This window comes from Vibrio tritonius (assembly GCF_001547935.1).
Taxonomy (GTDB): Bacteria; Pseudomonadota; Gammaproteobacteria; order Enterobacterales; family Vibrionaceae; genus Vibrio; species Vibrio tritonius.
Map to the genome: position 1 here is coordinate 2,359,302 of NZ_AP014635.1, position 14,039 is coordinate 2,373,340.

A 14,039-nucleotide genomic window follows, 5' to 3' on the forward strand; every position below is an offset into this window, starting at 1 on the left:
GCCATTATGTGTGATGTGTTTTTTATTGACGATGAAAATGACTTAAGAGTAGCAATCGAACAAAGTTTTGAACTAGCGGATATTGATGCCCGTTTTTTCGCTTGCGCTGAAGATGCCTTACTTGCTCTCAAAGAGGGAGAATCACCTGCTGTCATTATTTCAGATATCTGTCTCCCTGGTTTAACTGGGCATAATTTGTTGGCGACGTTGACTCAACAAGAGCCTGACATTCCTGTTATTTTGATTACAGGCCATGGCGATATTTCTATGGCTGTTCAAGCAATGCATGATGGAGCCTATGATTTTATTGAGAAACCCTTTGCCACAGAACGTTTAATTGAAACCACGCTACGTGCTATAGAAAAACGCTGCCTGACCATTGAAAACCAAAAGCTCAAGCGCAGCTTAAAAGCCAGTCAAACATTAGGTCCACGAATTATTGGCGAAACACTCTCAATTCAACAACTGCGCGACACAATCTCTCATATTGCAGATACGGATGCCGACATTCTACTGTTTGGCGAAACCGGCACAGGGAAAGAGCTTATCGCTCGCTCCCTACATGAGCAAAGCTCGCGACGTGAGCGTAATTTTGTCGCTGTCAACTGTGGTGCAGTACCAGAAAATCTCATTGAAAGTGAGCTTTATGGCCATGAGAAGGGGGCTTTTACAGGTGCAGAAGCAAAACGTATTGGCAAATTCGAGCATGCCCAAGGCGGCACGCTGTTTCTTGATGAAATTGAATCAATGCCAATGCAAGCGCAAATAAGGTTACTTAGAGTATTGCAAGAACGAGTCATTGAGAGAGTTGGATCTAATGAGCTGATTCCTCTCGATATTCGCGTTATTGCAGCAACGAAGATCGATCTTAAACAAGCGGCGTTAGATGGTGTATTTAGGCAAGATTTGTATTATCGCCTTAACATTGTCACACTCGACATTCCGCCGCTACGGGAGCGAAAAGAAGACATCCCCGCATTATTTCATCACTTTCTTTTGGTGGCGGCGGCTCGCTATGGCAAAGCCGCTCAATCGCTATCGCGCCAAGATCTACAATCCTTAATTAATCACTCTTGGCCAGGGAATGTACGTGAACTGAGAAACAGTGCTGAGCGCTACGTTTTACTTGGCAAATTGAGCCACCTTACCGATACACCTATCTCGATATCATCACTTAATAGTCTGGCAGATCAAGTTGCTGAATTTGAGAAAACCGTGATTGAAGAGGCGCTCATTGCTTGTGGAGGTAGCATTAAGGAAACCATGGATAAATTGGCCATTCCACGTAAAACCTTATACGACAAAATGCAAAAATATCGCCTAGATAAGGACTTATACAAAGCCAGCTAATTCATTATGCCAAAGAAAAACCTCATCCGAAGACGAGGTTTTTTTATGCTATGAGATTACTTGGTAATAATTTCAGGCCCCATCAGCATCGTTGGCAACCAGGTCGATACAGCAGGAATATAGGTTACGATAATCAAGAACAGGAACATAATCGCTACCCAAGGTAAGGCGGCCTTCACCACATTGAGCATCGACATTTTCGCAACCCCAGCCGTCACAAAGAGGTTGAGCCCAACAGGAGGCGTTATCATGCCAATTTCCATGTTTACTACCATCATGATACCTAAGTGAATTGGGTCAATCCCTAAAGCAATTGCAATCGGGAATACCAATGGTGCCACTATGATGAGTAGCCCCGATGGCTCCATAAATTGACCACCGATTAACAGCAATATGTTGACAGCGATAAGGAAAGTAATTGGCCCAAACCCAGCCTCCAATATCGACTCAGTAATCATTTGCGGAACACGTTCTTCTGTTAACACATGCTTCAGAATCAATGCATTGGCAATAATAAACAGCAGCATGATAGTTAACTTACCGGCATCAACTAAGGTTTTCTGAGTGTCTTTATGCACAAAAGAATGCAATACCTTGACCACAAAGTTGGCCCGATTTTGTTTATCAGCAAACGGCCCCATATCGCGGTAGATAAAATTAGCAATAAAGAAGGAGTATATTGCAGCCACTGCCGCCGCTTCTGTTGGGGTAAAGATACCGCCATAAATACCACCCAGGATAATAACGACAAGTAATAACCCCCAGCTTGCTTCTTTGGCAGAGATTAATGCCTCTTTCCACCCCACAAAAGGTTGTTTCGGCAACTTTTTCACTCGCGCAGCGATGTAGATAGCAACCATTAACATCAACCCAGCTAACAGCCCAGGGATTACGCCTCCCAAAAACATACGCCCAACCGAAACATCGGTGGCGGCTGAGTACACAACCATTACAATCGAAGGCGGAATCAAGATACCTAGCGTACCTGCGTTACAAATAACCCCAGCGGCAAATTCTTTGGTGTAGCCATTTTTGATCATCGCGGTAATCACGATACTACCAATCGCCACTACTGTTGCTGGAGAGGAACCCGATAGGGCAGCAAACATCATACACGCCACAACCGATGCCATCGCCATACCACCAGGGAACCAGCCTACCATTGCTATTGCAAAGCGAATGATTCGTTTAGCTACCCCACCCGTGGACATAAAGCTTGAAGCCAAAATAAAGAAAGGAATAGCTAATAAGGTGTAATGGCCTTCGAATGCATTAAACAGCGTTTGCGCAACGGAAGCCAAAGAGGCTTCAGAGTGCCACATCAAAAACAGAATACTGGATAGGCCGAGCGAAACAGCAATTGGCACGCCAATCAGCATAAACCCAATCACCATCAAAAAGAGAACCAAAATAGCCATGATTATTTCTCCTTATCAACAGTTGAATTGGTTTTCGAGTCAAATGCCTCTCCAACATCGGCCAATTCAGCTTTAAGCGCATCAAGATCTTCTTCAGCTTCATGACCAGCAATTAAACGGTCAGCACCACAGAACACAATCATCCATGCTGCCTGTAAGAATCGAAACGTGAGTAATGCCATACCTAGTGGCAGAGCAAGATAAGGAATAAAACGAGGCAATTTTTCGTAAGCCTCCCCTTCGTTTAACCAATCTTCCATAAAACGCAGAAGATCAGGCATAGGGATATCGTCGGTCTCATACCATGCGCGCTCCGTCGCAAACGGATACCAATAGTTCCACGAGCCGACTAATAGCAAAATGGCGAAGGCCAGACAGCTTACGGCAGAAAGGAGCGCCAACACTTTTCGCCATGGAGGTGACACAATATTAATCACCACATCGACGCCAATATGGAAATGCTTCTTTACACCGTAGGAGGCGCCCACAAGAACCATCCATGCAAACATAAAGACCGTTAATTCGACAGCCCACAAAATATTGTCATTAAATGCATAACGCATAATGACATTGACAAAAGTCAGAAGAGTCATCGCTCCGAGAAAGAACGCGATCAAGGTTTCTTCTACCTTATCGGTCACCTCGCCTACGCGACTAAAAAAGGATTTTTCCATGAGATACATCGCTCAATTGGTCAAATGGGGTGTGGCCTTCCCGCACAGAAGGCCACTCGAACGCTATTTTTTATTCGCATCCAACGCGGATTGAATCAGATCAGAACCGATGTCTTTTTCGAACTTCTTCCAGACTGGTTTCAACGCATCAACCCACTGTTGACGTTGTTCTGGGGTTAACTGACGAACAACACCACCAGCATCGATGACGTATTGACGGTTCATCTGTTCTACTTTGTTTGATTCGGCGTTACGGGTTGCCGACACTTCCTTGATAATTTGTGCCAATTGAGTGCGCACATCGTTTGGTAACTTGGCCCACCATTTAGATGATGTCACAACGAGGTAATCGAGAATTCCGTGATTGGTTTCCGTTGTACCATCTTGAACTTCAAAGAATTTCTTACCGTAAATATTGGACCAAGTGTTCTCTTGACCATCGATAACTTTGGTTTGCAAACCACCATACACTTCGGCAAATGACATTTTTTGAGGGTTGGCGCCAAGCTGCTCAAATTGGGCAACTAGCACATCAGACGCTTGTACACGGAACTTGAGGCCTCTGGCATCGGAGGGCATCACAATAGGTTTGTTGGCCGAGATCTGTTTCATACCGTTATGCCAAAATGCAAGACCTTGGACGCCGCGGCGTTTCATAACGTTTTTCAATTTTTCACCAGCCGGTGAGTTTTGAAAACGGTCTACCGCTTCTACATCATCAAAAAGAAAAGGAAGGTCAAAAATGCGGAACTTTTTGGTGAATTTCTCAAATTTAGAGAGAGAAGGTGCGGCCATTTGCACATCGCCATTGAGCAAGGCTTCGAGTACTTTGTCATCATCGTATAACGTTGAGTTAGGGAACACCTGCATACACGCTTTGCCATTCATCTCTTCGTTAACGCGTTTCTCAAGTAACGAAGCAGCAATGCCTTTAGGGTGTTTATCCGTATTGGTAACGTGACTAAATTTGATGACAATCTCGCCCGGTTCACAAGCAGCAAATGCAGAAAAACTGGTCGTAGCAAGAATGGAAGCAGTAAGTAGGGTAATTGGTTTCAACATTCTTATTCTCCTTAAAGGTTTTATATATCAGCCCCATCAATGGAGTCTGTATGCCTTTAAAAGAGCAATAAACAAGCCAAGTTGAAACAATTTTATAACATTTGTTTCAATTCAACAACTTAACACCTATTAACATAACTTAAGACGTTAAAAAGAAAAAATGATGCATCTAAACTTGGGGGAAATGGGTGGAAAGTAACCCATCCAGATCGACCAAATGAGTCATTTCCCGCCAACCTTATCTCGAATAGACGTTGAAAGGGGTGAGCGTTCCTTCCAACATCGAGATTGACCTGTGCTCGTTGATGAAACGTTGAATTCTGATCAGAAATCAAAGATCAGACTAAAGCACTATAGATCGGATTAAAGTACTATGAAGAACAGCTAATTTCCAACTGCTTGCCCCACTCTGGGGGTAGTTTGGCTAAATGAGCGTGCTCATTATGTTCATCAAAAGGTGTAGCAAGTACCTTAGCCAACAGTAATACCTCGCTTATATCGCCCTGCTCTGCTTTTTCAATCGCTTGTTGTGCTAAGTAATTTCGCAGAATGTATTTGGGGTTTACTTGACGCATTGCAGCGCAGCGAATTGACCAGTCAACCTCACCTTCGCTCTCACAACGTTGGCGATAAGCCGCTAACCACTGCTCTGCCTGGTTTCTATTGATAACCAAGTCGAGTAGCGGTTGATTTCCGTCGCGATCGATGCAAGCAAGTTGGCGCAGAAAACGAGTATAGTCGGTTCGGTTACTTGCCAACATCGCAAACAGTTGATCAAACAGCTCGCTGTCGCCCAACTGTTGAGTGGTTAGCCCTAACTTTTTGCGCATCAAAATGCTGTATTCTTGGTTTAATGTTGGCTCGTAAAGGGCCAATCCCGATTCCAAATCGGTTCGATCGATAAGTGGTGAGAGCGCATGAGCTAGCGCCGACAAGTTCCATAACGCGACCCGAGGCTGGCGATCAAAACGATAACGCCCTTGATAGTCTGAATGATTACAGATGAATTCAGGATCATAATCGTCTAAAAATCCAAATGGTCCATAATCAAAAGTTTGGCCAAGTATCGACATGTTATCGGTGTTCATTACGCCATGGGCAAATCCCACCGCTTGCCAATGGGCTATCATGGAGGCAGTCGTTGTTACAATTTGTTCAAACATAGCAGCATAAGGTTTTTCGGCCTCTAAACATGAGGGGAAATGCCATAGCAAAACGCTATCAGCAAGTAAACGTAACTCTGCAATTTGATTGGTATAGAAAAAATGCTCAAAGTGACCAAAGCGAATATGACTTTGGGCCACGCGCAACAGTAAAGCACCACGCTCCTGCGTTTCACGATAAATTGGTGTTTGACTGCCAATCATTCCTAGTGCACGTGTGGTTGGAATCCCTAATCCGGCCATCGCTTCGCTACACAAATACTCACGAATGGTTGAACGTAATACCGCTCGTCCATCTCCCATACGAGAATAAGGTGTTAGGCCAGCACCTTTAAGATGTAGGTCGTACACTTCACCATCTAAAGCCGTTATTTGGGTCAACAGTAATCCGCGTCCATCACCTAGGTCCGGGTTGTACACACCAAACTGATGGCCAGCATATTTCATCGCTAACGGGGTTAACTTATCATCTGACACAAGCCCGGTAACACTCTCAAGCAATTCAAGAGTGGGTGACTCAGGCTGACCCAATAGTTTGGCTAACGGCGCATTCCACACTAGCCATTCCATCTCATCGAGTGGTTGGGGTTTAATACGAGTGTAAAAAGCGTTAGGTAATTGACTGTAACGCGAAACTAATTGGACGGAATCCCAAATCGACATGCTGCATCTCAACTTATGAAACAGATCCAAACGGTAGCAAATACTTGAGTAAAATACTAGGTTTTAGTCAATTACCTTGAGAGGGAATGACTATTGCTACCATAATTAAGTTTGAGCTGTTCTTGTTGATACAGCTTTGAATTCTGCATATTGAGGTCATTTGGGTATATAAACTGTCTCTATCTATACTTCAGCTAATACAGTTCAACGTTGTTCATGACTATGGAGTGAACGATATGCTATCGATATTTGATATTTTCAAAGTAGGTGTAGGTCCATCGAGTTCACATACTAACGGGCCAATGGTCGCTGCCGCTGATTTTGCACAACAGCTTACAGGCTACACCAACGTACATCGCATACAAATTGAACTGTTTGGCTCACTTGCCTTAACCGGTAAAGGTCACCAAACTGACCGAGCAGTCATTGTAGGTTTAAATGGATTTCAGCCGGACACGATTGACAAAGAAACCGCGGAGCAAGCGTGGCAGCATGGGGTAAAGGCCGGGTATTTATCTATTCCAGCTCTGGGCGATATTCCTTTTAGCTATGATAAGGATTTACTGTTCCATACTCATTCCCTTCCCCATCATGAAAACGGAATGCGTTTTTCAGCATTTAACGAAAAAGACAAATTAATTCATCACTATACTGCCTATTCGATTGGTGGAGGCTTTGTTGCTTCTGAACAAGAGTTACTTAATCCAATACCACGCCTAAGCACCAATTTCCCCTATTCGTTTACCAGTGCCAACCAATTGCTCAGTTTGGCGGAAAAACATGGCTTAAGCATCTGCGGATTGGTACTCGCCAATGAACAGGCTACCCGGACGACACAAGAAATAGACACCCAAGTCGATCATCTATGGCAAGTAATGCGCAATTGCATGCAAAAAGGCTATGAACAAGAAGGCATTTTGGCGGGAGGACTGAATGTGATTCGACGTGCGCCTGCGCTACTAAAAAAATTGGAATCGAATATCACTCTAGAAAAAGATCCTATGGCGATTCTGGATTGGGTCAATTTATTCGCGTTTGCCGTAAGTGAGGAAAACGCAGCCGGTGGACAAGTGGTCACTTCCCCCACTAATGGTGCAGCAGGCGTAATACCTGCGGTATTAATGTACTTCAACCAATTTGTTCGACCGCTCGATACCAAACAAGTACGTGATTTTTTTGCCGTTGCTGGAGCCATCGGAATTCTATACAAAACGAATGCATCGATTTCCGGTGCAGAAGTGGGGTGCCAAGGGGAAATTGGAGTGTCATCATCGATGGCAGCGGCGGGTCTTACGTCGCTGTGGGGCGGAAGTAATGAACAGATCTGCATGGCTGCCGAGATAGCCATGGAGCACTCGCTTGGCATGACTTGTGATCCCATCGGAGGCTTAGTACAAGTCCCCTGTATTGAACGCAATGCGATGGGAGCGATGAAAGCCATTAATGCATCACGCATGGCAATAAAACGCACAAGTAAGAGTCTAATTTCTCTCGATAAAGTTATCGATACTATGTACCAAACAGGCAAAGATATGAACGCAAAATACCGAGAAACCGCATTAGGGGGACTTGCCTTAGTGCACCTCGCTCCACCATGCGAATAGCAATGTGTCATGTTGAAATAGTGAGCCGCTCAGCGGACGCTAGCGTCTTAAGTGTCAGTATATGGTCATCATTTTTCGAACTGCTTGAATTGCCAAGCGAAGCACGTCAATATGAAACCAGATTAGCAACAGAGGTAAAGGATTAATGAGAAATCCAACCCCACGTCTTACGCTACGTGTGATAGAGAAAAGTGATTATCCTCAATTGGCAGAACTCATGGATCTCGTCTTTCCCGACGTAGGTGGCGCATGGCCAAGAATGACCATAATGGATTTAATCCATCAATTTCCTGATGGACAAGTTTGTATCGAAGACAACGGGCAAATCGTCGGAGCTGCACTGACAATTAAAGTAGATTATAACCGGATGTCTCTTCCCCACGTTTACACAGACATCGTCGATGAACACAATGTTATCCAGCATAAACGTAATGGCGACGCTCTGTATGGTTTGGATGTTTTTGTTCACCCTGATTATCGAGGTCTTCGCTTAGGACGTCGCCTTTACGAAGCTCGCAAAGAAATTTGTCGTAGTAATAATTTAAAAGCCATTCTCTCTGGCGGTCGAATACCCCGCTACAAAGACCACGCAGACGAGATGACCGTGTTGGAATACATAGAAAAGGTGAAGCGTAAAGAACTCTACGATCACATTCTCTCCTTCCAACTCTCCAATGATTTTGATGTTAAACGTGTCATGCGACACTACCTCCCTGAAGATGAAAGCTCCCATGGTTATGCCACTCTATTAGAATGGGATAATGTCTTTTATGAAGAAGATATTCATTCTATTCATGATGTTGAAAAATCCCTCATTCGTATCGGCATCGTACAATGGCAGATGCGAGCGGTCGTCGGTGTTCAAGATCTCATGGAACAGGCCGAATTCTTCGTCACTTCGCTCTCAAACTACAAAGCAGATTTTGCCCTATTCCCTGAGTTTTTTAATGCGCCATTAATGGGCTTAAAGCACGGCCAAAGTTCGGTTGAGGCAATTCGTTTTCTCGCCTCATTCAGTGAACAGATCAAACTTCGTTTTGCTGAACTCGCCGTTTCCTACAACATCAATATCATCGCGGGAAGTATGCCAGTTGAAGAAAACGGGCAGCTCTATAACGTTTCTTACCTTCTGCATAGAGATGGCACCATTGATGAACAGAAAAAGATACATATTACGCCACACGAACAGCGTGATTGGGTAATTGATGGCGGTAATCATATTCAAACCTTTGAGACCGACGCTGGTCGTGTTGGAATATTGATCTGTTATGACAGTGAATTCCCTGAATTGGGACGTATGCTCGCCGAACAGGATGTACAAATTATCTTTGTTCCTTTCTGGACCGATACCAAAAATGGCTACCAACGAGTCCGTTTGTGTTCACAAGCACGTGCGATTGAAAATGAATGTTATGTCGCGATTGGCGGAAGCGTCGGCAATTTACCTCGTGTCGATAACGTAGACATTCAATATGCGCAATCAGCGGTATTTTCTCCATCAGACATTTATTTTCCACACGATGCCATGATTACTGAGGCAAGTCCCAATACTGAGATGATCATCTTCGCCGATGTAGATTTAGATAAACTCAAACAATTAAATACTGAAGGCTCTGTAACCAATATAAGACATCGTCGATTGGATCTGTACGGTAACTTCACACAACCGCAAATTGCTCCAAAATAATCATCTAGAGTCACTCTGTGATTGTTTCGAGCGATGAGCCTTGAGTTCTAACATTGTAACGCCCCGTTTTATCGGGGCTTTTCCCCACTTCAACACCACGTCAATTAACCGTTTATAGGCTCATGCCCCTTATTGTTTGACCATCATCGACATTACGCATAAACATTCATAACAAGTAAAACTCCGCAATACCTCGAAAGAGTCAACTATTTCAAAGCGCTAGTAAGCTCTTGTATTGGTGTTTATTCATTAGATGCTTATTTAATCTGACTATACTTATACTCAAACAACCTCAAGATGCTGTTTCCGCGAGAATGTATTCGCCCGCAGGAGCTTGAGGTCATTGGGGTATATTTTGTAATGATTTACTTTATCTCGAAGAAGGAGCTTTGCGATGGTTCACTCTCAATGTAGTCGCTGGTTATTGGTCGGTGCAGCAACCCTATTTTCAACGGTCTCATTTGCTCAAGAAGATACCGTACTCACAGTAACGGGCATTCCAAACACACAACAATTTAGTCTTGAGCAGTTAATTCAAAATGCAGATGAAGAGATTGTCACGGCGACACCTTGGACTGATGGACAAACCAAATTTAAAGGCATCTCAGCCCAGAAGTTGCTGGAATTGACCGGCAGCATGAAAAGCAACCTAAAAGTGACGGCTCTTAACAACTATTGGGCCGTTATCCCATATTCGGATATCGAAAAGTACAACCCTGTATTTGCCGTAGAACGTAACGGACAAGAGATGAGCGTTCGTGACAAAGGGCCTATTTGGGTTATCTATCCATTGTCTAAATATAATCAAGTAAACAATGAATTACTGCATAGCCGTATGGTATGGCAAGTTAATCGAGTTGAATTGACCCAACAAACCAAATAGCCCTTAGTCTATAGGTGGTATAACTGCGCATGAATAAGAGTTTTTTTGGTTTCATAATGATGGTTTTTGCTCTTTTCATCTTCACCATTATGACACTGTTTAAATTCAACAACGTCTACGACATGCTGACAAAAAACACTCAACTGTCGGCATGGTCGCTTGCGCAAATGGAAGTGGAAACACTGGAGCTAATGAACCAGGTAGATCGCTATTTACTCGATAAAACCGTCTCTAAACGGCGGTTAAATCTCAAATTCGATATACTTTGGAATCGCTATGAAACATTTTTAACCAGTGACGAAATGAAGCAAGTGCGTAATAGCTATGACTCAAAATCCACCGTTGAAAGAGCATTTACCCTTTTAAAGGTTCATGAGCAAGATGTGATAACAGGTAATCGCGAAAAACTCGCCATCCTACAACAACAACTGCACGCTATTCTACCGGAAGTGCGTAATCTCATGATCGTTAATTTTACTGGAAGTCAGTCGATTGAACACCGGCGCATTATTGAAGAAACCAAGACGCAAATCTATATCTCGATGATCTTTATTTTGTTCATCTTGGCATACCTCTCTCGTCGTTATTACAATCACAACAAATTGCAGCAGGAAATGGCTTGGCAAGACCCATTAACCAAGCTCAAAAACCGTAACTTCCTATTCTTTGCCATTGAAAAACAAAAACGAGCGGCCAAGCCAACTTCATTGGCACTATTTGATATCAATGGTTTCAAAGACCTTAATGACACCTTTAGCTATGACTATGGCGATAGAGTTCTGGTCTCTTTAAGCGCCTATTTACGCCAACAGTGTGCGCTATATGAAGGCGTTGATTGCGCCCGTGTTGGTGCCGACGAGTTTGCCATTCTCTCCACTAACCCACAACTCGATATGGAGAGTTGCATTAGTAAGCTTGCAACAGAACTTTCTCTGCTACTCAAAGAGATGGATCCGTCCCATCGAGCAAGTTTATCGTTTGGTATAGCAACTTCACATGAACTATCAGAAACCAACCGACAATACGTCAAGCGCACAGCCAATCTATTCAATAATGCCGATTTTGCACTCAATATTGCCAAGCGAAAGACAGAAAACTCGATCATTCATTACAGCCAAGAAATCGAAAATGAACATCGTAAAAAACAACAATTAGCGACCGAACTGGAAGCACTGCTAACAAGCCCTGATCAAACCCAACTGTACATGTGCTTTCAGCCTATTATCTCCGTTGTGAGTTCCAATAAATTGGGCTGTGAGGCTCTTATTCGTTGGAATAATCCCAACTATGGTTTTATCAATCCTGAGTATCTAATTCGTATTGCGGAAGAGGCAGGGCTTGCCAAACGTTTGGGTTACTGGATCATGCTACAAGTAAAGCATGCACTAATGCACGACTGGGCACCATTTAGCCATCGGGTTGAGGTGGCGATTAACTTGTCAGATTCCCTTTTCGATGAGGAGTTACCAGAGATGATGGCAGCCATTTTCTCTGGAGAGGCTGAAACCAATTTCCTTAACTCTATTGTATTGGAAATTACCGAAACCATGACGCTAGATGAGGTTGAACGCAGCAGTAATATCATCAAACGTTTAGAAGAAATTAACATACGCATGGCGCTAGATGACTTTGGTACAGGTTGGTCATCACTTTATAATTTAAACCACATGAAATTCAACAAGTTGAAGATTGATAAATCCTTCGTTGAAAATATTAGCCAGCATGATAACCAACATTTCTTTATTTCAGCGATCGTAACACTCTCCCATCAACTTGGGATCAAGGTGGTTGCTGAAGGCGTCGAGCAGAAAAATCAATTGGAGCGGTTAACGGAATTAGGGGTAGATGAATTTCAGGGCTACTATTTTTCAAAACCGGTTCGCAAAGAAGAATTTGCCGAATTTGGCCTGCGCTTTTTCGCTGAACAAGATGAAAAACGCAACAAATCACTTCACTAGTTCTGATCATTAAGCTAATGCAGATAAGCAGGCTCCCTTTACCAGAGATAGAAAAGAGAGTCTGCGTAGGACATTTACCTAAATGACTGACATTTTAGAATCGCTTAATCGGCCATCATCACACTGACACCCGTCGCAACAGAACGACGACGTAGCCACGTCATCACCCGCTCAGGCCATTCAATTTCAGGTAAGCAAATCCAACCTCGTAACAGCGAGTAGATGACGGCTTCTTCGAGCAAACTTGTCACACCTTGAGCTGGGAACAAGAACGCCTCAACTGCGGCAATATGTTCTGAAACTTGCGCTGCTATTGCGTCTTTATCAGCAATTAAACGCTCAAAATTAAGCTCTTCAGTCTCTTTGTTTTGTTGCCACTGTTGACGACTGTTAAGAGTTAAAAATTCCCCTAAGCCCAACTGATGCCAACGTGGGTAACCCACTTTTTGCAGCAGAGGAAATGCTTGAGATTGCCAGTTTGCCACATCATCACTAACCGTTTGAGAGGCGACTTGTTGAATCTTTAGCTCCAGAAGATAATGGATAATATCTAGGCTTTCACCCATAGCAGAACCATCATCTTTAACCAAAATCGGCACAGCTTTTTTACCAATCAGTTCCGTTGGCGTTGCCACATCATCATAAGCCAATACCTTTTCTTCAACAGGAATATGCAAAAGGCCAGCAACATAACGAACACGCGCACAAAAAGGGCAATGCTCGTAAATATAAAGAGTTAGCATAGTAGTACCGTTTATCATTAAATATCACCGCATTATGCCATAACCGACATGGCATGACGTTTTTTCTTTGATTCTCTCTTGCTACTTGAATCACACAATATTAATGTGAAGATCAGCTCAATAATAAGGATATGGATTTCATTTATGAACACGGCAATATTGGGTATGTTTATCCCTACTTTCTTTTTTGTATCGATCACTCCTGGGATGTGCATGACCTTGGCTTTAACGTTAGGCATGAGTATTGGCTATCGTCGCACATTGTGGATGATGGCGGGAGAAGTCATTGGTGTCGCTGTAGTTGCCATATCGGCGGTGGTTGGCATTGCGGCAGTCATGTTGCACTATCCTTGGCTATTTACCGTCTTTAAATGGATAGGGGCAAGCTATCTTGCTTACCTTGGTGTTCAAATGTGGTTATCGAAAGGCAAACTGGCCGTCAGTTTTGATGAGCAACAGCGTTTTGAAGGTAACGATCGTGATTTGATCGCGCAAGGTTTTATCACTGCGATCGCCAACCCAAAAGGCTGGGCATTTATGATTTCTCTACTGCCCCCTTTCATTGATAACTCAATCAGCTTGACTCCTCAGTTAGCGTTTTTGGTGAGTATTATTATGCTGTCTGAGTTTCTTTGCATGTCTCTTTATGCCACCGGTGGTAAAGGACTACGCAAAGCATTAGGCCAAGCAAAAAATGTACGTTTACTCAATCGTATAGCAGGTTCATTGATGATAGGGGTCGGTATTTGGCTTTTCTGCAGTTAAGGTTTCCTTCTCCATCCGAAAAAAAAGCCCACATTACTGTGGGCGTTTTGCTTTTCTCTTTTAACGACT

General features: G+C 43.5%; 11 protein-coding genes. 6 read left to right on the forward strand and 5 right to left on the reverse strand.

Annotated elements, in window-relative coordinates; genetic code table 11:
* Positions 1 to 6 precede the first annotated feature (6 nt).
* Positions 7 to 1,350: a sigma-54-dependent transcriptional regulator gene (locus JCM16456_RS10415; protein WP_068714152.1), complete on the forward strand. Its 1,344-nt coding sequence runs from the start codon at positions 7 to 9 to the stop codon at positions 1,348 to 1,350.
* A 56-nt stretch (positions 1,351 to 1,406) separates the two neighbouring features.
* Here the strand turns inward: JCM16456_RS10415 and JCM16456_RS10420 are convergent, their stop codons facing one another.
* The 4 genes from JCM16456_RS10420 to JCM16456_RS10435 form a co-directional block, all read right to left on the reverse strand.
* Complete coding sequence (locus JCM16456_RS10420; protein ID WP_068714153.1) at positions 1,407 to 2,768, reverse strand: TRAP transporter large permease; 1,362 nt, start codon at positions 2,766 to 2,768, stop codon at positions 1,407 to 1,409.
* A 2-nt stretch (positions 2,769 to 2,770) separates the two neighbouring features.
* Positions 2,771 to 3,442 (reverse strand): TRAP transporter small permease, encoded by a 672-nt coding sequence (locus tag JCM16456_RS10425; protein ID WP_068714154.1) that lies wholly within the window; start codon positions 3,440 to 3,442, stop codon positions 2,771 to 2,773.
* Between the two features lie 63 nt (positions 3,443 to 3,505).
* The gene (locus tag JCM16456_RS10430) at positions 3,506 to 4,504 is read right to left on the reverse strand and encodes a TRAP transporter substrate-binding protein (RefSeq protein ID WP_068714155.1); all 999 of its coding nucleotides are present in this window, start codon (positions 4,502 to 4,504) and stop codon (positions 3,506 to 3,508) included.
* Positions 4,505 to 4,875: 371 nt separating this feature from the next.
* Complete coding sequence (locus JCM16456_RS10435; RefSeq protein ID WP_068714156.1) at positions 4,876 to 6,330, reverse strand: protein adenylyltransferase SelO; 1,455 nt, start codon at positions 6,328 to 6,330, stop codon at positions 4,876 to 4,878.
* A gap of 236 nt (positions 6,331 to 6,566) precedes the next feature.
* Between JCM16456_RS10435 and JCM16456_RS10440 the strand changes: the two genes are divergently transcribed.
* The 4 genes from JCM16456_RS10440 (at position 6,567) to JCM16456_RS10455 (ending at position 12,462) form a co-directional block, all read left to right on the forward strand.
* A complete protein-coding gene (locus tag JCM16456_RS10440) occupies positions 6,567 to 7,934 on the forward strand; it encodes an L-serine ammonia-lyase (RefSeq protein WP_068714157.1) in 1,368 nt (455 codons plus the stop codon).
* A gap of 145 nt (positions 7,935 to 8,079) precedes the next feature.
* On the forward strand, positions 8,080 to 9,621 hold the full coding sequence (locus JCM16456_RS10445) for a bifunctional GNAT family N-acetyltransferase/carbon-nitrogen hydrolase family protein (protein WP_068714158.1): 1,542 nt from the start codon (positions 8,080 to 8,082) through the stop codon (positions 9,619 to 9,621).
* 394 nt (positions 9,622 to 10,015) lie between these two features.
* Positions 10,016 to 10,504 carry an oxidoreductase gene (locus JCM16456_RS10450; protein WP_068714159.1) on the forward strand — a complete coding sequence of 163 codons (489 nt, stop codon included), beginning with the start codon at positions 10,016 to 10,018 and terminating at the stop codon, positions 10,502 to 10,504.
* A 29-nt stretch (positions 10,505 to 10,533) separates the two neighbouring features.
* Positions 10,534 to 12,462 carry a putative bifunctional diguanylate cyclase/phosphodiesterase gene (locus JCM16456_RS10455; protein WP_068714160.1) on the forward strand — a complete coding sequence of 643 codons (1,929 nt, stop codon included), beginning with the start codon at positions 10,534 to 10,536 and terminating at the stop codon, positions 12,460 to 12,462.
* A 104-nt stretch (positions 12,463 to 12,566) separates the two neighbouring features.
* On the opposite strand, the gene grxB is transcribed toward JCM16456_RS10455, so the two are convergent.
* Positions 12,567 to 13,205, reverse strand: coding sequence for a glutaredoxin 2 (gene grxB / locus JCM16456_RS10460; protein WP_068714161.1), 639 nt, complete (start codon positions 13,203 to 13,205; stop codon positions 12,567 to 12,569).
* 144 nt (positions 13,206 to 13,349) lie between these two features.
* Here grxB and JCM16456_RS10465 point away from each other — a divergent pair, with 144 nt between their 5' ends.
* A complete protein-coding gene (locus JCM16456_RS10465; RefSeq protein ID WP_068714162.1) occupies positions 13,350 to 13,970 on the forward strand; it encodes a LysE family translocator in 621 nt (206 codons plus the stop codon).
* The last annotated feature ends 69 nt before the right edge of the window (positions 13,971 to 14,039 follow it).

Bases quoted from the DNA above. Each gene is read 5' to 3' on its own strand.
- JCM16456_RS10415 (WP_068714152.1), top strand. From the start codon at position 7: ATGTGTGATGTGTTTTTTATTGACGATGAAAATGACTTAAGAGTAGCA.
- JCM16456_RS10420 (WP_068714153.1), bottom strand. From the start codon at position 2,768: ATGGCTATTTTGGTTCTCTTTTTGATGGTGATTGGGTTTATGCTGATT.
- JCM16456_RS10425 (WP_068714154.1), bottom strand. From the start codon at position 3,442: ATGGAAAAATCCTTTTTTAGTCGCGTAGGCGAGGTGACCGATAAGGTA.
- JCM16456_RS10430 (WP_068714155.1), bottom strand. From the start codon at position 4,504: ATGTTGAAACCAATTACCCTACTTACTGCTTCCATTCTTGCTACGACC.
- JCM16456_RS10435 (WP_068714156.1), bottom strand. From the start codon at position 6,330: ATGTCGATTTGGGATTCCGTCCAATTAGTTTCGCGTTACAGTCAATTA.
- JCM16456_RS10440 (WP_068714157.1), top strand. From the start codon at position 6,567: ATGCTATCGATATTTGATATTTTCAAAGTAGGTGTAGGTCCATCGAGT.
- JCM16456_RS10445 (WP_068714158.1), top strand. From the start codon at position 8,080: ATGAGAAATCCAACCCCACGTCTTACGCTACGTGTGATAGAGAAAAGT.
- JCM16456_RS10450 (WP_068714159.1), top strand. From the start codon at position 10,016: ATGGTTCACTCTCAATGTAGTCGCTGGTTATTGGTCGGTGCAGCAACC.
- JCM16456_RS10455 (WP_068714160.1), top strand. From the start codon at position 10,534: ATGAATAAGAGTTTTTTTGGTTTCATAATGATGGTTTTTGCTCTTTTC.
- grxB (WP_068714161.1), bottom strand. From the start codon at position 13,205: ATGCTAACTCTTTATATTTACGAGCATTGCCCTTTTTGTGCGCGTGTT.
- JCM16456_RS10465 (WP_068714162.1), top strand. From the start codon at position 13,350: ATGAACACGGCAATATTGGGTATGTTTATCCCTACTTTCTTTTTTGTA.